The following is a 24,163-nucleotide window of genomic DNA, read 5'->3' on the forward strand; positions in this document are numbered from 1 at the left end:
ATGCAAATAAAAACACTATATCCGATAGCGATCCTCTTGTTAGTATTGGTTTCGTGTAAAGAAAGATATTATCCGCAGTTTCAAACTACACCAACAGGTTATCTTGTTGTTGAAGGTATTTTAAACGCTGGCAATGAGCCGACGTTGCTCACCATTTCAAGAACTTTCCCGATGTCTGGAGAAGGTGGTTTGGTGTTCGAAACAGGGGCAATGGTGACCGTTGAAGGCAGCGATCAATCGGCAAAACCGCTTACCATGACAAGCCCTGGAAATTACCAAAACAACAACCTCAACTTGTCGGCGGCCAATGAATACAGAGTTCGAATCCGGACAACAGATGGTAAAGAATATCTTTCTGATTTTTCGAAGGTCAAAATCACACCGCCTATTGACAGCATTGGATATAAGGCAAACGAAGACGGCGTGGAAATATATGTGAATACCCAGGATCCAACCAATAACACGATTTATTACCGATGGGACTTCGATGAAACCTGGCAAATCAATAGTATGTATGAATCGATGCTGATTTTCGACCCGGGCGTAGCACCGCCGGTTCGACCAAGGATACTGCCGGACGAGCAAATTACCCGTTGCTGGAAAAACGACCGGTCAAGATCTTTGTTATTCGCCAGTTCGGCCAAACTTTCTTCGGATATTATTTACCAAAAACCCATTCAATTTATCGCCAATGGAAGCGAAAAACTATCCGCCCTGTATAGCATAATGCTCAGGCAATATAGCATGGATAAAAGGGCTTACGAGTTTTTTGATCTCATGAAAAAAAACACCGAATCGATTGGAACCGTCTTTGACCCCCAGCCATCGGAAATACGTGGTAATATCAAATGCCTCTCAGATCCTTCGGAAATTGTAATTGGATATATTTCCGCAACGACCGTTGAGCGGAAAAGAGTCTTTATCAGCCGTCCAGCTGGCTGGAACTTTTTTCAATCCTGCGAAACCGTCGTCGTAGGTCCCGACAGTGCGGCTCATTATTTTGGAAATAATATCTATGTGCCTATTTCCGAGCAGCCGGATGAAAACAATCCTGCTATTATAAGTTACCAAAGTGGCACTCCGGAATGTGTTGATTGCAGGGCCCGCGGCGGAGCAACTACTAAACCCATATTCTGGCCAAACTAAAAAATCATGTTTTTAGCCCATCGATCTAAAATTTTCATCGCGTTTGCACTGGCCGTTGTTTTGATAGCTGGCGCCATTACACCTACCCGCGCCCAAGTTTTGAAACCGGCTAATTATGCCGAGCACATTTTCATACACACCGATAAGCAGACATATTTGGCAGGTGAAATTCTTTGGTTTCGGCCCTATTTGTTGCAGACATCCCGCAACAAAAACAATCAGGCCAGCAGTATCATTTATACTGAACTCCTCGATCCTAAAGGAGTTTCCATTTTAAAAAGTAAAACGTCAACCAAAAAAGAATTTGGCAGCGGTAGCTTTTTCATACCCGCCACTACGCCGACTGGCGCGTACACGCTTATTGCTTACACCCAACAAATGCTCAACGGTGACACGCGTTTCTTTTATAAAAAGAAGATAAACATTATTAACACGCTCATTGAAAACAGCCAGGCTAAAGGCGCAGCGCCTGCGGCTTTTATCGACATTTTCCCCGAGGGCGGCCGGCTCGTCGAAGGCATCCAAAACACCGTAGGTATCCGTGTTTCGGATCCTGTTTCGGGCAAGGGGGTAAATGTAAAAGGCGTGATTATAACAGAAAACAAAGACACAGTTGCCCACTTTATTACGCAAAAATTTGGCTTAGGACAGTTCAGTTTTACGCCTGCACCTGGCGAGAAGTACAATGCTATCATTGACAACCACGGAAAGCGCGCTATTGCAAATATCGCTCCCGCGGATCCAAATGGATACAACATGCATGTCACGGAAAAAAACAATAGCTATCAGATTTTAATAAATAACCGGAATAAATCCGGAAGCATGATTTATCTAAGCGCGCATGATGGCCAAACCAGCAGCTTTTCTACTAAACTATCAATTGGCACTTCCCCTGTTGAGCTATCCGTCGAAAAATCTAAGCTGAAACGGGGCATTAACTATTTTACCGTTTTTGATCAAAATCATGCGCCGCTAATGGAACGGCTAGTTTTTATTCCGCACAAGTCCGACGAAAGCGCCATTCAAATCCAAATTGACAGCGACGTTCTTGGCACCCGCCAACAGGCAAGCCTGAAATTGAGGCCGGGCTCAGGCGCCGAAATAGCAGCTCCGGTTCAGGCGTCTCTTTCAGTTGCTGCCTTACAAAATAACGACGAAGAAGTTCCGATCGGATTATATACAACCTTGACAAGGCACCTGTATGGTGTCATTGAGCAGCCTTCTTTTTATATAACACCCGCTGCTTCTTCGGTTGATTTAGACAACCTCATGCTTACGCACGGATGGAGAACTTTTGAAATCAATTCAAATAATAGCAGGCCTGTTATTCCGGAATATGACGGCCATATCATTACCGCTAAAGTATTTGACAAGTGGAATAAAAGTGTTGCGCCGAACGTTTCCTGCCTTTTAAGCGTCCCCTCCATTCCTTTTGGACTTTACTATGGGGTCAGCGATTCAAATGGCATTGTTCGCTTTAATGTAAATGACTACTTTGGACCTGGCGATATTTTTATCAAAGCGATTCCGACGGCCACGAATGTGAAACCTGACAATATTATACAAGTAATTGATGCATTTGCGGATAGCGCAGCAAAACAGGTAACACAGCCTGCTTTGTTTTTAAACCCCTCAGACAGCACATGGTTATTACAACGAAGTATCGCCATGCAGGCTTCCAATATCTATCACAAAGACAACCTTAATAAATTTATCATACCGGCAATCGACAGCTTACCTTTTTATGGAAAGCCCGAGTATCGCTACCTGCTCGACGATTACAAACGTTTTTCTACTATGGAAGAAGTCTTGAGAGAATATGTGACGCCCATCAACGTAGTACTGAAAAATGGCAACCTTAATATGCGCATTTACGACGAAAAATACGAAACGGTTTATAATGACGGAATATTGGTACTGCTTGATGGCGTTCCGCTCTTCGACTATAATACGATCTTTTCTTACAATCCCTATAAAGTAAAGCGGCTTGACATTGTTCCCCGCAGATATATTATCGGTCCTTTTTCTTTCGCCGGAATCGCCAGTTTTGAAACTTACAATGCCCGGTTTGGCGGTTTTGAATTAGATCCCGACGCCACTCCTGTTGATTATGAAGGTCTGCAGCTACAACGATCTTTTTACATGCCGGAGTATCAGCAAAATAAAGGAGATATACGCAAACCCGATTTTCGGTCGACGCTGTTGTGGAACCCCGCTCTATTATTGCAAAACGGCGCGGCAACTTCAGTCAATATTTCTACATCCGACTTAAAAGGAAAATACCGCATTACTGTGCACGGCCTTTCAGAAAATGGCGTCTCGTTCTACGGCCAACAAATAATAGAGGTAAAATAGTAACTGCTTAGATAACGATTTCGCTCATGCGTTGTTTCATTTCCCGAACGGCAAGGGCTTCTACGGTGTAGTGATCGTTCTCTGCGCTTTTTTCAAAGGCTTCTGGAAAATAGGTCATTTCACTTGACTTCAACGCCCTCAGCGATGTATGAAATTCCCTGCACTGCGTTTCAGCCGCTAAGTCAACAATATTCCCCGATCTTACACCACTTCCCGGCATGATGACAATACGATTGTTTGCGGCCCTGTTCAATTCCGCAATCAGGCGCGCGCCTTCGGGGGCGGTCAATTCCTGCCCGCTGGTGAGGACACGCTCGCAGCCCAGGTCGATCAATTGCTCCAGCGCATCGAAAGGCGCCAGGCAACGGTCGAAAGCCCGGTGAAACGTAACACCCAAAGGATAAACTGCCTGAATTATTTTCTCCGTACGTTTCCTGTCAATCGATCCATCTCTGTTCAGAAAACCAATGACCACGCCATCGCAGTTCAGATCTTTACATTGGATCGCATCATAAAGCATACAATCAAATTCATCATCCGTGTAAAAAAAATCGCCACCTCTAACACGGATTATGGGATATAACCGGACATCGAAACTTTCACGGCATTTTTTTATTACGCCGTAAGACTGCGTGGTGCCGCCTTCTCCCAAATTAGCGCAGAGCTCTATCCTGTCTGCTCCGCCTAAAACCGCCTGCTTTGTGGATTCAAAATCTGAGGTCGCTATTTCAAGTTTTAATGCTCCTGTCATCGCATCTAAATTAAAAGGCATTTAATTAAACCAGCTTTTCGCCTTCACAAGCACCTCGCTGGTATTGGTTTTGAGCGCATAACTAAAACCTTTATGAATAGCAAAAGCGCCCACGACACCGTTTTTATTGATCGCAATAAAAGCAACCTGTATCTTTTTCACATCATCGCCTTTGATCTTTACGATTCTTTCAATAACTTTTTGGCAGGCCATCTCAGGACCAAAGCCCTGGCGCATCATTTCCACTACGCTGTGAGAACCTGCCACGCGAATCACATCTTCGCCCTGGCCGGTTGCCGTGCAGGCTCCCACTTCGCCATCCACATAAAGTCCTGCTCCGATGATCGGCGAGTCGCCAAGCCTGCCACGCATTTTAAATCCCATGCCGCTGGTGGTGCAGCTGCCCGCTAAATGCCCATTGGCATCTATACCCACCATCCCGATGGTATCATGATTCCATTCGCCGTCGATTTGCGCCGGCGCAAACGGCCCATGCCCTTTGTTTTCAATATTTTCCCGATTGATCTGCGGTTCATATTTTGAATTTTCCAGCCACTTCTTATAAGCTTTCTTTGCATCGGGCGAAAGCTCCCGGGGCTCGAGTGGAAACCCTTCCGACACGGCAAACTGCTGCGCCCCATCTCCAACAAGCATCACGTGCGGCGTTTTCTCCATTACCCGGCGGGCCACAGCAATGGGGTGTTTAATACGTTCCAAAAAGGCCACGCTGCCACAATTGAACCGATGATCCATGATGCAGGCGTCGAGCGTTACAAACCCGTCCCTGTCGGGGTTAGCCCCCAAACCTACGCAACAATTAATTTCATTTTCTGTGACCATAACGCCTTTTTCCACGGCATCCAATGCGTTTCCGCCGGCGCCTAAAACTTCCCAGGCGCCTTTGTTGGCCCGCAACCCGGCATCCCAGGTGGAAACCACAACCGGGCCTGATAATTTAGTAGCCGATTGAGCTGCTGTCCGACCCAACATTGCTGTTGCAACACCGGTTAGAGCGCCTACTTTTAAAAAGCTTTTTCGATTCATATCAAATATTCTTTAAAGGCCGAAAATAATATTTTAATAGGTGCCGTCGGCGGATAGGATGAGTTTTTAAAAAGTCAACTACTCTTAAAGCATTTATCAAACGTTTTAGCAAGGCTTTTTATACACCCAGATTGCCAACAATTGCTTTACTTCGCTGTTATCATTCTAAATCGCAAATAAATGAATATAGAAATAATATCCGGAAGCCCAAGAAAACAAAGTTTAACGGTGCGCGCGGCCTATGCCGTTCAAAAATGGTTTCAAAAACACACGGAACATCACGTTGGCATTATCGATTGCCGCGAACATCAATTACCCTGGATAGAGAAGGTTTTTAATTCGATCGATAACACACCAGACCCCTGGAAGCCCCTTTTTGAAAGGGTTTTCAAAGCTGATGCCTTTATTTTCGTAACCCCTGAATATAACGGCAGCTACTCTCCTTCTTTAAAAAACCTGGTCGATCATTTCCCCAAACAATTGCATAAAACGCTGGGCGTGGTAACGGCATCCAACGGAGGTTTTGGTGGCATGCGCGCAGCACAACAGCTGATACTTTTAGGAGCCGGGCTTTTCACGATCGTTTGTCCTCAATTGCTAGTGATCCCCACCATTGATAAAAAAATTGATGAAAACGGCGACCTTATCGATCCGGCCTTTGAAAAAAGCATTCACAATTTTGCTTCCGAATATCTGTGGCTGGCTGAAAAGATCGCGCACAAAGGTTAAGGAGCAAGGGTTGGCGGCGTTCATTTCTATCGATGTTAAAATCGATCAAAATTTTTTAACAAAAGATATTTTAGATTGACATACCGTTACATTTGCATGCTTTAAAAGTAGAACTTTGAGACGCATACTTATCCCTTTAAGCCTGGCATTGTTTTTTTTTAGTTGCAAATCCAAATCTTCAGAATCGATCCGATCCAAAGAAGATTCTTTTCATATCGAATTACCGCCTGCTGAAAAAATAGGAAAGAAAGAGTTGGCTGCCTATACCAGCCAGCTGACCACTCTTTTTGATGAAAAATTGATTAAAAGAAATTTTAACGGCGCGATGATTGTCGCGAAAGGTGGTAATATTGTTTACGAAAATTATGTCGGTTTTATGGATCCCCGTTCCAAAAAGATACCGATAACCGATAGTTCCTCCTTTCATCTTGCATCTACGAGCAAACCATTTACGGGAATGGCGGTGCTTCGGCTGGTGCATCAGGGAAAGATCCATTTACAAGATGAAGTAACGCATTATTTCCCTGCATTCCCTTATCCTGGCGTCACGGTTCAGCATTTGCTCAGCCATCGAAGCGGCCTACCAAACTACCTGTATTTTATGGAGGACAAGGAAAAATGGCCGCCCCAACAGATGGTCAGTAACCAGGATGTGCTGGACTTTATGATCCGGTATAAGCCCGACCTCAGCTACCGCACCGGCACGCATTTTAGTTATTGCAATACGAACTATGTGCTGTTGGCTTTAATTATAGAAAAAGTAACGGGCGAAACCTACCCGCAATACATGAACAAAACTATCTTTAAGCCGCTGCATATGAATCACACATTTGTTTATACGCCTACGGATAGCGGCCGGGTGATGATGTCTTATAAAGCCTCTGGAACTCTATGGAGGCAAGACATTTTCGACCATACTTATGGAGACAAAAATATTTATAGCACTCCCCGCGATATGCTTAACTGGGACGCTGCCCTCTACAGTAAACAGTTCATCGATCAAAAGCTTTTAGATTCGGCGTATCAGCCGTTGAGCAATGAAACCCCTTCAATACATAATTATGGCTTGGGCTGGCGTATGTTGAACCTGCCAAATGGGAAAAAGGTGATTTATCACAACGGGAAATGGCATGGATTTAATCCCGCTTTTGCCAGGCTGATCGATGAAAAGGCCGTAATCATCATTTTAGGCAATCAATACAACGCCAATATTTACAGGGTGGCGAAAAAGGCTTACAATATCTTCGGCGATTATCTGCAGGATGACGCAGAAAACGAAGAATAATTACCATTCGTAATTAAAAACAAAGCTTGTTCGCTGATCGTTTTTTATCTTCAAGGAAACTTCCTTTCGGTTAGGTGATTTTGCCGATGATTGGTGGTGTTGCCGGGCCACAGGAAGGCAAGATCTTAGCACCTTAAAAGATAAACGAACGAATGAAACTATTGAACGCTTCTCAGATAAAAGCATGGGATCAGTTTACCATCAATCACGAGCCGATTGCTTCAATCGATTTGATGGAAAGGGCTGCAAAAGCTTGTGTAGACTGGATTACACGCCATTACCCCAATCAGCATTTTACAATCTGCTGCGGAGCAGGTAACAACGGTGGCGACGGATTGGCTATCGCAAGGTTGTTGGCTGCGTCAGGAATTCCGGTGACCGTCTTTTTGTCCACGGTCAATAAAAACTGCTCGAAAGATTTTAATATCAACTTAAGCCGGTTAGAGAGCATTGATAACGTTTTTATAAAAAAAATTGATGATAGGTTGTTACCGCCGCTCGAACCGAAAAGCGTTATTATCGACGCATTGTTTGGTACAGGTTTGAGCCGTCCCGTGAGCAACAGCGATGAATTTTTAATCCGGCAAATAAATGAACAAACCGCAGATATTATCTCAATAGATCTTCCCAGCGGAATGTTCGCAGACAAATCATCCAGAGGGTTTACAGTAATTCGGGCTACGCATACGCTCAGCTTTCAGTGCCTGAAAATAGCCTTTCTGCTACCCGAAAATGAATCGTATTGTGGACAGCTTCACTTGCTTGATATCGGCCTTCATCCCGGATTCCCCGAACACATCGAAACGCCTTATCAACTAATCAATTCGCAATTTGCAGGCCGCATCACGAAATTGCGGCCTACATTCTCACATAAAGGAAATTTTGGCCACGCCCTTTTAGTGGCGGGCAGTTTTGGTAAAATGGGCGCCGCGGTGCTTTGCACAAAAGCCTGCCTGCGAAGTGGCGCGGGCCTTGTCAGCGTTCATGTTCCCGCCAAAGGAGTTGACATCATGCAAATAAGCGCGCCCGAAGCGATGTGCCAAGTCGATGCAAATTCTGACGTTATAACATCAATCAACTATGCGCTCGGCTCCTACGCTACAGTGGGCATCGGGCCGGGCATCGGGCAAAATGAAGCCACAAAGCAATTATTGCCGCAACTATTTAAGCAATTTCAAAAACCTATGGTCATCGATGCAGACGCCTTGAATATTTTGTCTCAACACCCCGATTGGTTATCGAATGTTCCAAGACATTCAATACTCACGCCACACCCCAAGGAATTTGAAAGGCTTTTCGGTCATCAGGCGGATGATTTTCAAAAAATAAAAACCGCGTTGTCTAAAGCAAAAGAATTTGAACTGGTCATTGTGCTCAAAGGCCATTATACTTTCATCGCTGCACCAAACGGGCAGGGATTTTTTAACACTACAGGCAATGCCGGAATGGCTAAAGGCGGTAGCGGCGATGTCCTCACCGGCCTCATTGCCGGACTTTTAGCGCAGGGATACGAATCTGAAGAAGCAGCCGCACTGGGCGTTTATTGGCACGGAGTGGCGGGCGACAAAGCGGCGGCAATTCACGGAATGACCGCCATGACAGCTGGCCATATTATCGAAGCAATGAAAAATCCCGCCTACTAAAATATTTATTGCAACATTGTTGCATTTTAATAAACAGAATGATATCTTTGCGCACTTAACATATTTCTATGCAAAAGGAATTCGAAGTAATCATTATCGGCGGAAGTTATGCCGGCCTGTCGGCCGCGCTGTCTTTGGGAAGATCTTTACGACAGGTGCTGGTGTTGGATCATGGTGAACCCTGCAACCGGCAAACGCCTCACTCCCATAATTTTCTAACGCAGGACGGTGTCGCCCCGGCGGCAATTGCAGCCATTGCAAAAGAGCAGCTGGAGCGCTACAGCACCGTTCAGCTGGTAAACAGCATGGCGGTAAGCGGCCAAAAAGTCCGTGGTCATTTTGAAATTACAACTGCAGATGGACATGCGTTCACCGCTAAAAAATTGATTTTTGCATCTGGCCTGAAAGACCAACTTCCAACTATCGACGGGCTTCGGGAATGCTGGGGAATTTCGGCCATCCATTGCCCTTATTGTCATGGTTATGAATTTAAAAAGGAAAAGACTGCGATCATGGCGCAGGGTGAACGAGCTTTGCATTTGGCAGCGCTGGTAAGCAATCTGACGGATCAACTGACGATTCTGACCAATGGAGCGGCTGATTTTTCGGAAGAACAGTATGATCGTTTACGACGGCATCGTATTTCAGTTGTGGAAAACAAAATAACTAAGTTAGAACATCAAAACGGGCATCTTAAAAAAATACATTTTGAAGACAATCAGCCTCTTGAGCTAGACGCTGTCTACACTGCATTCATCTTTGTTCAAAGCAGCGCTATTCCCGAAAGCCTGGGATGTGCTTTGTCGGAATCGGGCTACCTGGTAGTTGATCCGTTTCAAAAAACAAATATCGATCAGGTGTATGCCTGCGGCGACTGCTGCGCTCCTATGAGATCGGTCGCAAGCGCCGTGATGACTGGTAATATGGCAGGCGCCATGGTAAATAAGGAATTATGCGATGCCGCCTTCACCTAAGCAGCTGTCCCCTTTTAATAGCAAATATGTGCAAACGGCATTGCAGGTGCGCGTTGATTAAGCATCTTCTTTCAAACTAAGATTTCTGATATCCTTCAGTTTCATGATCGTTTCCGTGATGCGATGTTTGGGAATACCGATCTGCATGAGGCAGAAAAGTTGCAGCTCCTGCCGGATCACTTCGCAATCAAATTGTTTGACAACCATCATAATATCGTTCATCTGCGTGTAATCAAACTGCAACTGATATTTTACAAGAATGGGTTTTCTAATCATTGGAACAACTTGTAAAGCCATTGCCGTAGCTGATTTATAGGCATTAATCAAACCTGGAACGCCCAACAAGGTTCCGCCAAAATAGCGCACCACAACTACCATTACATTGGTCACTCCCCTGCTGTCCAGTTGCCCTAAAATGGGGCGCCCGGCTGAGCCGGAAGGTTCGCCGTCATCGCTAACTCTGAACTGATTATCATCCAGGCCAAGCCGATAAGCGAAACAATAGTGGCTTGCTTTAGGGTATGTTTTTTTAATATGTAACAGGTTTTGCTTACAATCAGCGATCGTATTAACGGGCGCAGCGATTGCGATAAAACGGCTACCCTTGTCTTTAAACTCGGCAGTGGCAGTCGTTACAATCGTATTAAAATAATGAGCTTCCGGCATCTATAAATGAGTTGTTTTGATTTTTAAAGTGGATTATTTCGTCATTAAATAGCATTTGCCGGTGCAATTTTCTTTGATTTTTAAGAACGGGCGCAGTGAGGCCTGTTCCCAGTATTTGGTCTTTATTGGTAATGACAAAAGCCTCATCCCATAAATCAGCTTCCATAAAAGCTTGCAATACTTTTTGCCCGCCTTCCACGAAAATGCTTTGAATATTGAGTTGATGAAGCTGGCGCATAGCGTCTGGCACCATATCGGCTTTATCCATCTTTACATAAATAACATTTTTGGACACAGCATCTTTCTCTGTATTTAAAACGATCACCACATCCCCGGTTTGAAATAATTTAAGCATTGACGGCACTTTAAGAAGGGGATCAAAAATAACTTTCTGTGGCGCTTTACCAAACCAATGGCGGTTGTCAAGCAGCGGATCGTCGTTAATGGCTGTTTGGGCGCCGATGAGGATAGCGCTCGACGCGCTCCGCCATTGATGCACCAGCCTTTTTGAATATTCATTGCTAATGAGCAGCCTTTCGCTCCCCGTGCCCGCCATGAACCGGTCTTCTGTTTGTGCCCATTTCAGCACGACATACGGCCGCTTTTGCTGATGAAACGTGAAAAACGCTTTGTTTAATTCCAGGGACTCTTTTTCCAAAACACCGACAGTGACCTTTACACCAGCTTTTCTCAGCCTTTCTATCCCGCGCCCATCGACTTGATCGAAGCTATCGCGGCAACCAATTACCACATCGGGTATTTGATGTTTTATAATAAGATTGGCGCAAGGCGGCGTTTTTCCAAAATGAGCACAGGGCTCCAGTGAGACATATAAAGTGGAATGAGCAATTTTTTCAGCGTGGCTTTTTAGGGCGTCATTGATGCAATGCACTTCCGCATGCGGGCCTCCGTAATGTTGGTGGTAACCTTCACCGATAATGTTGGATTGATACACCAAAACCGCGCCCACCATCGGATTTGGAGCTACTTCGCCTACGGCCATACGCGCCAGTTGCAGACAACGCTGCATATACTTTTCGTGATTCGCTCCTTGCATTTTTGCAAATGTAATTGAATAAAGCGTAAAGTTATTTCATCTTTACATCAGGGCAAATGATCTAAGTTTGCCATATGTCATTATCAAAAATCCGGGAAGCTTTTGTCAAAAATTTGACGCCCGTTTATCAGCCTGAAGAAGCTGAGCAAATATTTATACTTATCGTTGAAAACCTCACGGGCATTAATCTTCGAATAAATAAATCAGCGACGTTTACGCCCGATGGCTGCTTTATAAAAATGTTTGCTGATATCGAAAAACGACTGCTGCAGCACGAGCCTATTCAATATATTTTAAACGAAGCCTGGTTTTATGATATTCCTTTTTATGTAGATAAAAATGTATTGATACCACGCCCGGAAACAGAAGAGCTTGTGCATTGGATTGTGAAAGATTACACCGATCGCACTCCTACGCGCATTTTAGACATAGGATCGGGCAGCGGCTGCATTCCCATTATTTTAAAACGAAAATTTCCTGAAGCAGCAGTTTTCTCCTGCGACCTGAGCGCGCAGGCCTTAAAGGTGGCGGAAAAAAACGCGCGAAAACATCAGACCGCCATCAGTTGGATTGAACTCGATTTTTTAAAGCCTGACAACTGGAATCAACTTCCGAAATGTGATATCCTCGTGAGTAATCCGCCCTACATACCGGAAGAGGATTTAACGGACATGCAGCGCAATGTATCGGATCACGAACCGCATTTAGCCCTTTTCGTCGCCAATTCCAACCCGTTAATATTTTACGAAGCAATAGCCAAAGCCTCAAAAAGTTTACTGGTGCCCCGCGGCGCTGTGTATGTTGAAATACATGAAAAATTTGGTGCGTCCGCGGTTCAATTATTCGAAGAACATCAGTTGAAGCCGATATTGAAACAGGATATGCAAGGCAAAGACCGGATGATTAAATGTACTTTTTAAATATCAGCGTTCGAACGAAGAAGCAATTATCTTTGCAAAACACTTTTTGCATCCAAAACGCTGAAATTTAAAGTCCTCGTCATGACACATAAAACTAGTTGTATGCCGCTACTTCTTATTATTTGCTTTTTCCTTTCGTTTTGCAACCCGAAAGATGATGCGCCAATTGCCGAGGAAAAGCCTAAACCCAGCCCTGAACTTCCTTCGGAGCCGATCGGTGATACTACGATCCGGATTACGATGGACCAGTTCATCGGCGCCAATGCTTTTATCGACGATCCGATCGATAAACTAAAAGCGGTGGGCTTTATAAGAGAATATCACAATTGGAGTTGGAATGAGGGAAATGGCGCGGCGAATTACCCTGGTTTTCCCAATAACGCTATTCAATTCGCGCCCAGTTACCCGGGCTGGAGTTTCGACGATTATTATGCTAATTTAAACAAGGAAGGTGTAGCCGTAGCTCCATGTATACAGGGCGCTGTAAACTGGCTCCACGGCGGACCGAATTTTCCGGGTCAAAATAAGCCCACCGATGCTCCCGGGCTTGACCCGGCCTTGGCGAGCTCCTATCATGCCAAAGCTTTCTTCATGTATCAGTATGCGGCGCGGTATGGTTCTAAAAAGGTGCCGGAAGCGCAATTATCTGTTTCGGCAAATCAGGCAAAATTATCGGGCCTCGGCGTTGTTAAATATCTGGAAGACTGGAACGAACAGGACAAAACCTGGGAAGGCAGAGATGCCGAGTTCAAACCTGAAGAATACGCGGCTATGGCAAGCGCCAACTATGATGGCCATGGGAATACGATGACAAAACATGGAAAAAAGTATGGAATAAAAAATGCCGACACATCCATGCGGTTAGTGATGGGCGGCCTTGCGACACTGGATCTTAATTATATAAAAAAAATGAAGACCTGGTTTGAAGCCAACCGAGCCGACAAAAAATTTGCTGTTGATGCGTTGAACTTTCACATTTACGCATTTAAAGATGGAGCAAGCTGGCAGGGTGGCGGGCCGGCGGTAAGTCCGGAAGCCTCAGGTTTTAGAGAAAAAATGACGGAGATTGTAAAATATCGCAACGAGAACCTGCCCGGCAAAGAAGTTTGGGTGTCTGAATTTGGCTGGGATACCAATCCGGAATCCGTGTTGGCGCCGCCCAAAATCGGCGCTATGGATATTTACGAGATTCAGGCCATTTGGCTAATAAGAGCTTATCTTGAGCTTGCCGCAGCTGGCGTCGATCGGGCGCAAATGTATATGTCGAGAGACGTGAATCCCAATGACAAAACCTGGTTTGCCACTTGCGGCATAATGGGGCCCAAAGGCGATTTTACGCCGAAAAAATCGTGGTATTATATCTATACTATGAAAAATATCCTGAAAAACATGAGGTATGCCGGCGAATTAAAAGATACGAATCCCAATATTCGGATTTATAAATTCAGTGAAAAAGGGTCTTCCAAGTCAGTTTATGCCATCTGGGCAAAAACAAGTGAGGATTTGAAAATCACAAATCACCCCATTCAATTGGGGGCTAAAGCAACGGCTGTTAGCCTGACTACTCCCGTAAACGGGAAAATTACGGGCGAAGAAAAAACGCTCAGTTCTAGCGAAGGTAGAATTGTTATTGATGTATCAGAAAAACCCGTTTTCGTCCTCGTTAACGAATAATTGCTGATAATTAACAAAATAGAAACACAGACAGGAAAATAAATCTTCAATAAGGCACGTTCTTTGTGTTTTATTAAAGTTTTTTTCAATCAAATTACAAAGTATCAATATTTGTTTATTAATAGGCAAAATTGATACCAAAACGTTTAAATCAATTCTAAAATTATTTTTCGTATGCGCAGAGCACTTGTTTTCGCAGTTTTATGCTCCTCAATTTCTGTTTCTATTTTATTTTTTTCTTCCTGTACTAAAGAAAGTCTACCTCTTACCTATCCAGAGACCCCATCCGGAGGAGGATCCACCGACACAACGGTAGTAAAAGATACGTCGAAAGTGGACACAACAACAACAACGCCGCCACCGCCCACCACTCCGCCAAGCGGACGGGTTTTGGAGGTAGGATCCGGGTCGGGCAACCTGACTATTGATGGCGATAACCTGACCATTAACGGCGCGAAAATCACTTTCCAAAATGGCGATCTGGTAAAAATCAAAGGGGGGGCGTACAACGCCATCACCATCAGGAACATTTCTGTGCCATCCAACGGCGCGCGGGTTACATTTATTAATGACGGGCAAATTACATTTAACGGTGGAAAGCTAATGAATCTTGCTAATCTGAATAATGTAACCGTTTCAGGTGCCGGTCAATCGTCAAATGATCGTGGCATCTCATTTACGAATAGTTCCTACCGGGCGATCATGCTATCGGGAACGATTAATAATTTCACCTTACAAAACATGCGCTTCTCCAATGTCAGCGACTATGTAATTAGCTATGTTGATTTAAAATCAATGGTGTATAATGGCTCTGCCAGTTCTTATGCTTACAATCTCGCCTTCCTGAATATCGATGCCGACAATGTTGGCCCGTTGTTTTTCTTTGGCGGAGATGTATCATCAAACAGCTTTATCGGACTTATTAAAAAGTTAGAAATTGCTAACGTTACCTGTATCAACTCGCCGAGCCCCGGCTCTGTAGTTTCCGTGGGAAATGTTGAAGACTTCAGCATACACGACAACCGGATCGACAATATCAATACAAGAAATGACAATCACAATGGAGTGTTTTTTGCGCGCGGCAACGGTAAATTCTACAACAACGTTGTTACTAATCATGAGGGAAATGCTTTAAGACTTTGGTTGTACAGCGTGGAAGGAACCAAAACCTGCGAGATCTATAACAACATCGTATACAATAGCCGTAAATACAGCGGTTTTGAAATCCAGGTTACTCCTTATATAAAAGCGAGTTCGGTGTTCAAGCCCGCTAACGCGAAAGTCTATAATAACACAGTTGGAAAGATGAATACAGACCGCATGTCGTTCCCCGGCCGGCTTTTAGACTATTATAACACTTACGGAACGCTCGAACTGTATAATAATCTTACTTTTAACAACAATGATGCGATTATCGTAAACGATATGTCGAGCGGCGGTTATCTGCGCAATGACAATAATATTTATATGTCCAGCGAATGGTCTGCAGTTGACAACCTGATCAATTTTACATCGAAAATTGCAGGTGTTGGTGCGAGCTTATAAAAGCCGCTATTTTAAATAAAACCAAATTTTGATGCCTAAGGCCGACCCGGCTTTAGGCATTGATTTTCGAGGCGTTCAAAAATTTCACTATCGACGCTTTCGTCGAATTTTCTTGCAAAAAAACTAGAAGACTCAATGATTTTATCATAGTCAGCCGACTGTAATATTTTCGGATGGGCCTGATTTTCGCCCCAGTCAATATAACGAAGATTGTCATTCACCGCAGCGTCCCTGAACGGCGAATTCATGACGATCGTAGGAAAGATTATTTCGTCGATTCCCCAGGTGAGCTTCACAAAATCTTTTACTTTTTTATCGCTCACCACCTGCTCAGCAAGATAGTAGGCGCAATCCGCCGTCAGCGTCCACCAGGTTGCACAGTTTCCACCCACCAAGTGCCAATCAGCGGGGGCTTTTCTCTCCGGTAAAATTTTATTAGCCACATGTTGCACAAGGTATTTGTATCGCAAATTCAATTCGTTGAAATGATACTTTTGAAAACGCTTGGCCCCCGAATTCCACCAGGATGCCGCCGATTCGCCTTCCATGTAGGATATAAATTGTTTGCCTTTGTTCTGTTCTAAAAAATTAACAAATACACCCGTGGGCCTGATAGGAAAGTCCTGACCGCTAATCAAATTAATATAATCGAAATGCTTTCCGGAAGCTTTTATTTCCAAAATAGAGGAAACCACCGCGTTGATCATACTCGGGCCTCCCCAATGCAAGCTTATTCTCTTTTTAATAAAACTGACTTTTGAAAAAATGGAAACTGCAGCTTTAAACGGTTGGAGATCAGATTTCTTATCAATATGAACATAGGTTTGACAGCCGGGATGAGACAAATGAGTTAACAGCCGGTTTAGTTGATGGGGGTGTTTATGGGCTAATACTAAATTACAAATTTGCATTACATCAAATTTAGTCCAAGATAGGTGTTTTTGAATAACCTCCTTTGAATTTGTTCATCGTATATAATCAAAGTTGTTGCCAATTTGTAACAGACGGCTATTTTTTGGTGAGTTTAATAATCGCCTAGCTGAAAAGACCGTAAGGCCTACTGCGGATTATGGTGATACTACGATGTCATTGTGATATATTTGTAGCGTCAGCCCAAAATGGGGAAATTGTATTATTCAATAAAAGCGGATCTGTTGTTATTCAAATTACAAGCTCAACCAGCCTATTAAAATGTCCCAAAAGAATTATTGGCTAAAGAATGCCATCATCACCGTTTTCCAAAACAGCAGCAATTTAATATTAGGGTTTTTGAACTTTTATATGCTGATTCGCCTGCTTACACCTAACGACTACGGTACCTGGATCATTTTTGTAAGCATCATTACTATTGTCGAGCTTTCTAAAAACGGCTTGACGCAGGAAGCTACCATCAAATATTTGTCGGGCGCTAACCGAGCTGATAAAAAGAAGATTACGACAGCGACCTTTGTTATTAACGTAAGCATTTCCATTTTGCTTACGATTTTGTTTTTGTTGCTTTCGCCATTAGCGGGCCAACTTTGGAATTCAGACGTGCTGCCGCTCATGCTCAATCTTTATACGGCCACATTCATCATATCGGGCCTGCAGTCGGAGATCAATTGCATTGAGCAAGCGAACTTGCAGTTTAAAGGAACGTCGCTGGCGCCGATGGTAAAACAACTACTACCCTTCGCTTATATCTCCTATCACTATTTTTTCGATCTGCCTGCTGACCTTACCTACCTGACCGTGGCCACCATTTTGGGCGTGGTAGCAGCAACAATCGTCTCTTTGCTTTTTACGTATAAATATATCAGCTTCACCAAGTTTGTTGACTTCGCGTGGATTAAAAAAATCTTCAATTTTGGAAAATATAGTTTCGCGGTATGGGTGAGTACAATGCTGGCCGGTTCCATTGATCAGATGATGTTGGGATCGATGCTGTCAAAGGCGGCGAGTGGTGTGTTTAACGTAACGATGAGAATCACCAATTTGACCGATATTCCCATCAACGCGATGTCAACGATTGTTTTTCCGCAAAGTTCTAAGCGGCATGAAGCTGATGGTGATGCGTCCGTAAAATATTTGTATGAGCGCTCGGTGGGTGTTATACTGGCGGTACTGATGCCGTGCTCTCTGGCTTTATTTATTCTTGCTGACTTTGTGATGCTGGTGGTGGCTGGCGAAACCTATCAGGATTCGGTTCCCCTTTTAAGGATTATTTTAATAAACAGCATTTTTGCGCCTTATGTGCGGCAATCGGGAATTGTGCTGGCGGCGTCGGGCCGGGCGCGGATCAACTTCTATCTGGTTACGCTGTCTGGCGTTCTCGTGTTTCTTTCAAACCTTGTGTTTATCAGGTATTGGGGCATTTTGGGCGCTGCTTACGCCAGTGTTTTTGTGAACGTGGTGGCGTTCCTGATTACCAGATCGATTCTTAAGAAATTTTTCAACATTAATGTTTTAAACCCCTGGATTTACGCGGTGGCTTTCTACCCCGAATTCATTAAAAAATTTCTCAAGCGAAAGTCTAACGAGCCATCATAAGTTTCCCTTTTTCAGCTCGTCAAAAGCAAACTGACAAGCCCTGGCCGTTAGCGCCATATAAGTTAATGATGGATTTTGGCAGGCTGAGGAAGTCATGCAGGAGCCGTCGGTGACAAATACATTTTTTACGGCGTGCAATTGATTATTGCGGTTTAACACGGAGGTTTTAGGATCCCTTCCCATCCGGGCCGTTCCCATTTCATGCACCGTGCCTCCTCCTGGCCTGTGATAATTAAATGGAGCTACATTTTTAAACCCGGCCTTATCCAGCATGTCGGCGCAAGTCGACTGAATGTCCTCCATCATCTTCTGCTCGTTTTCTTTAAACTCGAAACTTATTGCGACCAGCGGCATGCCCCATTTATTTTTTTGATCACTCAGGCTGATTTTATTGTCATGATAAGGGAGGCATTCGCCCCAGCCGGCCATCCAAACAGACCAAGGCCCCGGATGAATAAGCTGCTGCTTAAATGATGCACCAAAATCATCAGGCGCAGCATTTAAAGCCTCGTGCCAGCCGGCGCGCTCTCCATCTCCCTGTATATTATACCCTCGCTTATAGCTTAGGCTTTCATTGTCCTGCAGGTTTCTGAATCTTGGGATTAAAAAACCGCAGGGGCGTCGGCCTTTATAGTAAAATTCTTTGAAACCATCATGTTCGCCCCAGGCTCCTGCCGATGAATGATGATCCATAAGATTGTGGCCTAACTCTCCGCTGTCATTTCCCATACCATCCGGAAAACGGGACGATGTGGAATTAAGCAAAAGCGCCGTTGATGCGATCGTAGAGGCATTTACAAAAATTATTTTAGCATAAAACTCAAATGGCTGCATCGTTTCAGTGTCAATACCTCTCACGCCCTTCGCCTTTTGAGTGACATCATCAAATATAATTTCAAGCACAGTAGAAAACGGCCGGAGGGTCAGGTTACCGGTTTGATACGCCGCCGGAATAGTGGCGCTATTGCTGCTAAAATACGCCCCAAACGGGCACCCGCGGCTGCAAAGATTTCTATTTAAACATTTACCCCGGTTTCCAATTGGCTGTGTAAGGTTCGCAACCCTCGCAATAGTAAGCAGCCGCTGATCAAAATTATTATCGATAGATTGTTTTAAATGTTCTTCGATACAATTAAGCTGCATGGGATCCTGGAAACAACCATCTGGCAAATGTGGTAAGTTTTCCTTTTTTCCACTTACCCCGATAAATTGCTCAACGTAGTCATACCAACGCGCCAAATCGCGATAGCGTATCGGCCAGTCGACTCCGTTGCCATCTTTTGCATTGGCCTCAAAATCCAGATCGCTCCACCGGTAGCATTGCCTCCCCCAGGTAAGCGACCGCCCTCCCACCTGGTTGCCCTGCGCCCATAAAAAAGGCTTTTTCTGAATATAGGGATAATCTTTATCTTTTATGAAAAAGGCCTTGCTCCCCTCATCATAAAAGCCATGCTGCACCGGATTGTCCTCGCGGTCTTCCCTGGTTGTTTGTAACCTGTTGGGAAATTCCCAGGGTTTGAGCAAAGCGGAAGGATAGTCCTGGCCGTGCTTTACCTCTCGGCCCCTTTCCAACAAGATTGTTTTTAAACCTTTCTCAGTCAGCTCCTTTGCTGCCCATCCGCCGCTGATTCCCGATCCGATTACAATTGCATCAAAATTCATAACAGTTTATTTGGTAGCCCAGCCTGGCTGGTTCTTTTCTAAGGGTATACAGGGCTTATACTCAGTTGGAATAAAATCGTAACGCAAGGCCGCAGTAGCGCCAACTTCAGATGAACAAAAACCGACCACCGTCAATTCTTTGAGCGATTCGAAAAAAGAGGTGCCTCTTAGCTTTCTGTCGATTTTTTTGATTAAGGGCCTGCGAAAGAAAGCATGATTTTTTCTCACAATAAGTAGCACCTCGGTTTGTTCTTTTACAGAACATTGCAGGAAGTCTTTGTTCATCTTCTTTTGGGCCACCTCTTCCACTTCATGGAGACCGGCGACAAAATTATTAGCATCCTTGGTTGATAACTGCTCCATAACAGCATGGATAATATAATCCGCAACATTAGCGTCTGTAGCGCCGGGGGTATCTGTCGCGGGTATGATCAATTCGGCCAAAGCCGTAATCAGCGCCTTTTTTGAGCGAACATATCCTTTGTCTATTGACTGGTTTAAATATAGCAGTTCAAACACCGATCCCATCGCGGCAGCGGCGAGGCCATAAAGAAAAAAACTTTTTATAACGTTTCTTCTATTCATAAAAGGTTGTTCGAATAAAACAAATCAGCGCTCTATGCTCCTGAACCCGTGTTAAAACGGCTTATTTTGCTTTGCAGCAACTTCGGCACAGGCCTGTGACATCAGCGTTATGCTATTTTCCCAGCTGTGGGATAAGGCAAATTTTCTTCTCTCCTCCTGCAATCCGGGGCTGTCGGTTTCCAGGAGATGTTGGATGCCGTCGAGGTATTCCTGCTCATTCTTTGCCAGCAAAATATACTCTTTAAAATCCAGCATCGGTTCGGTTTGCGTAACAATAGTCGCTTTTCCCAAAGCCAGGTATTCATCCACCTTTCTGGGATAATTGCCGATGGTTATAGGGTTTATATATTGAGGGTTCATGCACACATCAAAATACATAATATAAGATGCTAAATCTTCCGGATGCCGCGGGCCCAGCATGAACACGTTGGGCATCTGATGTAATTTGCTATTTTCAAACCGCTCGTCTTCGGGCCCTACATATACAAAATTCCAGTCAGGCCGTTTCTCAGCCAGATGCTCTAGCAAGGGCAGGTCGAGCCTCGAAGTCCACAAAGCACCTACATAGCCAATGATTGGCTTTTTAATCGCTTCCATCTCTGGCCGAACAGCCGCATTTTCCGCTGTGAAAAACGTAAAATCACATCCCTGCCCCACTTTAAATGAATGGGGATTATTTTCCTTACAATAATTTTTTAAATATTCCGAATTGGCCAGGCAAAGGTCGCTTTTCGCCATCAGTTCGGGCTCCAGTGTTGCGCCATGCTTTTTCCAATAGCGAACACCTACAATATTATCTCTTGAATAATAAATGGAAAGCAGTGGTTTCAGAAAATCTTTTAAATAAAATGCCTTAAAAACCTCGTTGTCGTTAAAAAGGATATAATCTTTAAAGGACAACTCATCGATCGCCTTTAAAATAGACCCGGCGAATCTTTTATTATTAACACGGTTGAAAATTTTAAAGAGACTGGTATTGGGAATCCAGTTGATAGATTCAACCAGGCAGTCGGGATAAAGATTAAACAGATTGTCGTTGATCTTTACAATACCCGGCTCTTTTCCCTTAATGACGTTAATCCGCTTGTCCACCTTAGGATCTCCTTTTCCTCTTAGTTTGGATATCCGGTCAAGCGGAGAATTGACATATAACACCCGATTGTACTTGCTAAATTCCAAAGCAATATCCTTACAGTTGCTACCGATCTCTGTGTCCCAGGGTTGCTGGCCAACAATAATGATGTCTTTGTTTTTAATCATTTTATTATTATAAACAAATTAAAAATAGCGCTTCTATCAGGGCATCGATCGATACAAGTCTAACAATTGCGTAGCCGATGTCTTCCAACTAAACTCAGCGGCACGTTTCACACCCTTGTCCGACAAATCCTGCTGTAGATCCTTATCTTTTAACACCGAATGCATTTTTTCTGCGATATCAACATGATTATAGGGATCGATATATATTGCCGCGTCGCCGCCAATTTCGGGCATCGACGAAGTGTTCGAAGTGATGACCGGCGTTCCGCATCCCATAGCTTCCAAGATCGGCAACCCAAAGCTTTCGCGCAATGATGGATATACATAAAGCGAAGCGGCATTATAAATTAGTGGCATTTCACTTGCATTAATAAACCCTGGAAAAACAAACCACTTGATAAGTTCTGATTTATTTTTTTCTTTCAGTTTGTTCTTTACCAGTTCGGCGTCGTAATCTAAGACAACCAAAGGCTCGGGGTTGTTAACCGAATTTAAGTAATGAATGTAAGCTTCAATCAAATTCGGCGTGTTCTTTTTCGGCGCAGTATTCCCCAGGAAGAGAATAAAGGAGTCCGGCAATTTGTATTTTTCTTTAAACTGCCTTACCAGCTCTTTGTCATATTGATTATTAAATTTTGGATTAGCCGCATTATAAATGACTTTTACCTTTTCTTCCGGTACTTTTAGTCTTTTGATAATCGTGTCTTTTTCGAAATTGGAAACTGTGACAATAACCTTACTTTTTTCTACGGCTTTTGGCACCACAAACTTCCTGTAGATATTCCCAAAATTCTGATAAGCTGTTCCTTTAAAATTTAATGATTCCAGATAAATAATATCATGCAATGTTAGCATTAATGGAACACCCGGGTTCAGGGCTGCTGTATTACACGTCGCATGAAGAAAATCAATTTTTTCCTTTTTAATCTCCCTGGGAAGCGACCACTGCTCCCAGTCGGCGTAGGTATAACCGCCGGGTTTATTGATGCGGAACTTTTCGGTTTCGCGAATGCACTGAGCGTCTTCGTCGTCTTTTGCGAAAAGCACATATTCGTTTTCCTTGTCTATTTGCTGCAACTCTTTGATAAGCTCCAAAGCCACGACTTCCATGCCGTGTTTTTTCTTCCTGAATAATCGCTGAACCTCAATTCCTATCCGTTTCATAATAGTCGTTTTTATAAGCCGAAACATCGTGCTTGGTAGCAACAGAAATTTTGTTTGCAGCCCGGGCTTTAAAAAGGGCCAATACTTGTAAATAAACGAATTTTGGCAATCTTACCAAAGCCTGATAAATGCTCCGGCTGGCGTTGAAAGTGCGAAGCGCCCCGGCGAATAAAAAACAAAAAATAACAATGGAGCACAGCCAAATCACGAGCAGTTCGGGCGACACGAAAAGATTTATAATTATACAAAGCATTCCTGCAAATCCTAAGATAAACAAAGGCGGCCGAAGCAACATCATTGAAAAAGCAAATTGGTTCCAGTTGAAATTAAAAATAGATTTAAAGAATAGTGCGATCGCCAGGCTCCAGTACTTAAACCAGGTATTGATCCACCGGGCTCTTTGCTTCACGAGCTGTTCTGCCCCGGAAGTTTTTCCGTCATAAACGACGGCGTCCATCGTAAATGCTATGCGCTTTTTGCGCCGGACCAATTCGTATTGCAAATATTTATCAAACCCTGCCCCTGAAATATCGAAATCGGCAAGCATTTCTTTAAAAGTATCGGTTTTGAAAGCCATTCCCGAACCTGCTAAAGACGCTGACGAGCCGGCTTCAAAAAGCAGCTTCCGATCAATAAAGCGATAAAACATATCTCCCGCCTCATCCAGGCAGGCGTAAGTCGTGTTCAGATTTCGAGCTGCCCTCACGCCCTGCACAGCCTCAAAACCTGCTTTTATGGTGGCTGCTATTTCGCTTAAATAGTTTGGCTCGACAATGTTATCGCTATCGATAATGGTGATCACATCATGCTGCCTTTTGAAATTTTGTATGGCATAAAAATGCGATTTGGTATTGCTCGCGAGTTTTTGTTCCGGCCGCAGGATAACCACTTTTTCTGACGAAAAAGAAAGCCCTGAAATATCACAATCGTCGGCGACGACATATATCAAATAATTGTCGTAGTTAGATTTCAAAATGGATTGCACCACGCTGGGGATAAGGTCGATTTGTTGGTAAGCTGTGACAATGACGCCAATATCAGCAAGCGGTTGATCGGCTGCAAAAGTTTTTGATTTGCCAGATGTCTTTTTAAACCGGCTAACAATCCACAATAGCAGCGGAAACCAAAGTGGCGCTGTTACAATAAACTGTATAATAATCCAGATCTGCTTCAT

Annotated in this window: 20 protein-coding genes; 10 read left to right on the forward strand and 10 right to left on the reverse strand. The window is 44.0% G+C overall.

Annotated elements, in window-relative coordinates; all coding sequences use genetic code 11:
• Positions 1-1,146: a DUF4249 domain-containing protein gene (locus ABDK00_RS10140; protein ID WP_346239086.1), complete on the forward strand. Its 1,146-nt coding sequence runs from the start codon at positions 1-3 to the stop codon at positions 1,144-1,146.
• A gap of 6 nt (positions 1,147-1,152) precedes the next feature.
• Positions 1,153-3,501 (forward strand): hypothetical protein, encoded by a 2,349-nt coding sequence (locus ABDK00_RS10145; RefSeq protein ID WP_346239087.1) that lies wholly within the window; start codon positions 1,153-1,155, stop codon positions 3,499-3,501.
• Positions 3,502-3,508: 7 nt separating this feature from the next.
• On the opposite strand, the gene ABDK00_RS10150 is transcribed toward ABDK00_RS10145, so the two are convergent.
• Together ABDK00_RS10150 and ABDK00_RS10155 are read right to left on the reverse strand one after the other, a co-directional pair.
• Complete coding sequence (locus tag ABDK00_RS10150; protein WP_346239088.1) at positions 3,509-4,273, reverse strand: copper homeostasis protein CutC; 765 nt, start codon at positions 4,271-4,273, stop codon at positions 3,509-3,511.
• Positions 4,274-5,296 carry a N(4)-(beta-N-acetylglucosaminyl)-L-asparaginase gene (locus ABDK00_RS10155; protein WP_346239089.1) on the reverse strand — a complete coding sequence of 341 codons (1,023 nt, stop codon included), beginning with the start codon at positions 5,294-5,296 and terminating at the stop codon, positions 4,274-4,276.
• Between the two features lie 180 nt (positions 5,297-5,476).
• Between ABDK00_RS10155 and ABDK00_RS10160 the strand changes: the two genes are divergently transcribed.
• The 4 genes from ABDK00_RS10160 to ABDK00_RS10175 all read left to right on the forward strand — a co-directional run bounded on the left by ABDK00_RS10160 (position 5,477) and on the right by ABDK00_RS10175 (position 9,927).
• A complete protein-coding gene (locus ABDK00_RS10160) occupies positions 5,477-6,025 on the forward strand; it encodes an NAD(P)H-dependent oxidoreductase (RefSeq protein WP_346239090.1) in 549 nt (182 codons plus the stop codon).
• Positions 6,026-6,140: 115 nt separating this feature from the next.
• Positions 6,141-7,310 (forward strand): serine hydrolase domain-containing protein, encoded by a 1,170-nt coding sequence (locus ABDK00_RS10165; protein ID WP_346239091.1) that lies wholly within the window; start codon positions 6,141-6,143, stop codon positions 7,308-7,310.
• Positions 7,311-7,462: 152 nt separating this feature from the next.
• Positions 7,463-8,953 carry an NAD(P)H-hydrate dehydratase gene (locus tag ABDK00_RS10170; RefSeq protein WP_346239092.1) on the forward strand — a complete coding sequence of 497 codons (1,491 nt, stop codon included), beginning with the start codon at positions 7,463-7,465 and terminating at the stop codon, positions 8,951-8,953.
• Between the two features lie 68 nt (positions 8,954-9,021).
• Positions 9,022-9,927: an NAD(P)/FAD-dependent oxidoreductase gene (locus ABDK00_RS10175; RefSeq protein ID WP_346239093.1), complete on the forward strand. Its 906-nt coding sequence runs from the start codon at positions 9,022-9,024 to the stop codon at positions 9,925-9,927.
• Positions 9,928-9,984: 57 nt separating this feature from the next.
• Here ABDK00_RS10175 and ABDK00_RS10180 read toward each other — a convergent pair whose 3' ends face one another.
• Entirely contained in the window at positions 9,985-10,593 is a 609-nt protein-coding gene (locus tag ABDK00_RS10180) for a YigZ family protein (protein WP_346239094.1), read from the reverse strand.
• On the reverse strand, positions 10,571-11,650 hold the full coding sequence (ribD, locus tag ABDK00_RS10185) for a bifunctional diaminohydroxyphosphoribosylaminopyrimidine deaminase/5-amino-6-(5-phosphoribosylamino)uracil reductase RibD (protein ID WP_346239095.1): 1,080 nt from the start codon (positions 11,648-11,650) through the stop codon (positions 10,571-10,573). Before ribD ends, ABDK00_RS10180 begins: the two co-directional genes overlap by 23 nt.
• A 74-nt stretch (positions 11,651-11,724) precedes the next feature.
• Between ribD and prmC the strand changes: the two genes are divergently transcribed.
• From prmC to ABDK00_RS10200, 3 genes are all read left to right on the forward strand, one after another.
• Positions 11,725-12,570 carry a peptide chain release factor N(5)-glutamine methyltransferase gene (gene prmC, locus ABDK00_RS10190; protein ID WP_346239096.1) on the forward strand — a complete coding sequence of 282 codons (846 nt, stop codon included), beginning with the start codon at positions 11,725-11,727 and terminating at the stop codon, positions 12,568-12,570.
• A 102-nt stretch (positions 12,571-12,672) separates the two neighbouring features.
• Positions 12,673-14,244, forward strand: coding sequence for a hypothetical protein (locus ABDK00_RS10195; protein WP_346239097.1), 1,572 nt, complete (start codon positions 12,673-12,675; stop codon positions 14,242-14,244).
• A gap of 174 nt (positions 14,245-14,418) precedes the next feature.
• A complete protein-coding gene (locus tag ABDK00_RS10200; RefSeq protein ID WP_346239098.1) occupies positions 14,419-15,789 on the forward strand; it encodes a hypothetical protein in 1,371 nt (456 codons plus the stop codon).
• 35 nt (positions 15,790-15,824) lie between these two features.
• Here ABDK00_RS10200 and ABDK00_RS10205 read toward each other — a convergent pair whose 3' ends face one another.
• Positions 15,825-16,700, reverse strand: a complete 876-nt coding sequence (locus tag ABDK00_RS10205) for a beta-1,6-N-acetylglucosaminyltransferase (RefSeq protein WP_346239099.1) — start codon at positions 16,698-16,700, stop codon at positions 15,825-15,827.
• 280 nt (positions 16,701-16,980) lie between these two features.
• Here ABDK00_RS10205 and ABDK00_RS10210 point away from each other — a divergent pair, with 280 nt between their 5' ends.
• Positions 16,981-18,318: a flippase gene (locus tag ABDK00_RS10210; protein ID WP_346239100.1), complete on the forward strand. Its 1,338-nt coding sequence runs from the start codon at positions 16,981-16,983 to the stop codon at positions 18,316-18,318.
• Here the strand turns inward: ABDK00_RS10210 and ABDK00_RS10215 are convergent.
• The 5 genes from ABDK00_RS10215 to ABDK00_RS10235 are packed head-to-tail and all read right to left on the reverse strand — an operon-like array spanning position 18,313 to position 24,163.
• The gene (locus tag ABDK00_RS10215) at positions 18,313-19,980 is read right to left on the reverse strand and encodes a GMC family oxidoreductase (protein WP_346239101.1); all 1,668 of its coding nucleotides are present in this window, start codon (positions 19,978-19,980) and stop codon (positions 18,313-18,315) included. The two genes, ABDK00_RS10210 and ABDK00_RS10215, sit on opposite strands and share 6 nt — an antisense overlap.
• Before the next feature lie 6 nt (positions 19,981-19,986).
• Positions 19,987-20,565, reverse strand: a complete 579-nt coding sequence (locus tag ABDK00_RS10220; RefSeq protein ID WP_346239102.1) for a gluconate 2-dehydrogenase subunit 3 family protein — start codon at positions 20,563-20,565, stop codon at positions 19,987-19,989.
• Positions 20,566-20,616: 51 nt separating this feature from the next.
• A complete protein-coding gene (locus tag ABDK00_RS10225) occupies positions 20,617-21,825 on the reverse strand; it encodes a glycosyltransferase (protein ID WP_346239103.1) in 1,209 nt (402 codons plus the stop codon).
• Between the two features lie 36 nt (positions 21,826-21,861).
• The gene (locus ABDK00_RS10230) at positions 21,862-22,989 is read right to left on the reverse strand and encodes a glycosyltransferase family 1 protein (RefSeq protein WP_346239104.1); all 1,128 of its coding nucleotides are present in this window, start codon (positions 22,987-22,989) and stop codon (positions 21,862-21,864) included.
• Positions 22,970-24,163, reverse strand: a complete 1,194-nt coding sequence (locus ABDK00_RS10235) for a glycosyltransferase (protein ID WP_346239105.1) — start codon at positions 24,161-24,163, stop codon at positions 22,970-22,972. The genes ABDK00_RS10230 and ABDK00_RS10235 overlap by 20 nt, the downstream gene beginning before the upstream one ends.

It is taken from the genome of Niabella insulisoli (assembly GCF_039652435.2).
GTDB classification, from domain to species: Bacteria; Bacteroidota; Bacteroidia; order Chitinophagales; family Chitinophagaceae; genus Niabella; species Niabella insulamsoli.

What these genes read in the sequence shown, in the direction of transcription:
- ABDK00_RS10170 (WP_346239092.1), top strand. Translation starts at nt 7,463, where the DNA reads ATGAAACTATTGAACGCTTCTCAGATAAAAGCATGGGATCAGTTTACC.
- ABDK00_RS10220 (WP_346239102.1), bottom strand. Translation starts at nt 20,565, where the DNA reads ATGAATAGAAGAAACGTTATAAAAAGTTTTTTTCTTTATGGCCTCGCC.
- ABDK00_RS10155 (WP_346239089.1), bottom strand. Translation starts at nt 5,296, where the DNA reads ATGAATCGAAAAAGCTTTTTAAAAGTAGGCGCTCTAACCGGTGTTGCA.
- ABDK00_RS10235 (WP_346239105.1), bottom strand. Translation starts at nt 24,163, where the DNA reads ATGAAGCAGATCTGGATTATTATACAGTTTATTGTAACAGCGCCACTT.
- ABDK00_RS10195 (WP_346239097.1), top strand. Translation starts at nt 12,673, where the DNA reads ATGCCGCTACTTCTTATTATTTGCTTTTTCCTTTCGTTTTGCAACCCG.
- ABDK00_RS10140 (WP_346239086.1), top strand. Translation starts at nt 1, where the DNA reads ATGCAAATAAAAACACTATATCCGATAGCGATCCTCTTGTTAGTATTG.
- ABDK00_RS10205 (WP_346239099.1), bottom strand. Translation starts at nt 16,700, where the DNA reads ATGCAAATTTGTAATTTAGTATTAGCCCATAAACACCCCCATCAACTA.
- ABDK00_RS10180 (WP_346239094.1), bottom strand. Translation starts at nt 10,593, where the DNA reads ATGCCGGAAGCTCATTATTTTAATACGATTGTAACGACTGCCACTGCC.
- ABDK00_RS10175 (WP_346239093.1), top strand. Translation starts at nt 9,022, where the DNA reads ATGCAAAAGGAATTCGAAGTAATCATTATCGGCGGAAGTTATGCCGGC.
- ABDK00_RS10210 (WP_346239100.1), top strand. Translation starts at nt 16,981, where the DNA reads ATGTCCCAAAAGAATTATTGGCTAAAGAATGCCATCATCACCGTTTTC.
- prmC (WP_346239096.1), top strand. Translation starts at nt 11,725, where the DNA reads ATGTCATTATCAAAAATCCGGGAAGCTTTTGTCAAAAATTTGACGCCC.
- ABDK00_RS10145 (WP_346239087.1), top strand. Translation starts at nt 1,153, where the DNA reads ATGTTTTTAGCCCATCGATCTAAAATTTTCATCGCGTTTGCACTGGCC.
- ribD (WP_346239095.1), bottom strand. Translation starts at nt 11,650, where the DNA reads ATGCAAGGAGCGAATCACGAAAAGTATATGCAGCGTTGTCTGCAACTG.
- ABDK00_RS10200 (WP_346239098.1), top strand. Translation starts at nt 14,419, where the DNA reads ATGCGCAGAGCACTTGTTTTCGCAGTTTTATGCTCCTCAATTTCTGTT.
- ABDK00_RS10160 (WP_346239090.1), top strand. Translation starts at nt 5,477, where the DNA reads ATGAATATAGAAATAATATCCGGAAGCCCAAGAAAACAAAGTTTAACG.
- ABDK00_RS10230 (WP_346239104.1), bottom strand. Translation starts at nt 22,989, where the DNA reads ATGAAACGGATAGGAATTGAGGTTCAGCGATTATTCAGGAAGAAAAAA.
- ABDK00_RS10215 (WP_346239101.1), bottom strand. Translation starts at nt 19,980, where the DNA reads ATGAATTTTGATGCAATTGTAATCGGATCGGGAATCAGCGGCGGATGG.
- ABDK00_RS10150 (WP_346239088.1), bottom strand. Translation starts at nt 4,273, where the DNA reads ATGCCTTTTAATTTAGATGCGATGACAGGAGCATTAAAACTTGAAATA.
- ABDK00_RS10225 (WP_346239103.1), bottom strand. Translation starts at nt 21,825, where the DNA reads ATGATTAAAAACAAAGACATCATTATTGTTGGCCAGCAACCCTGGGAC.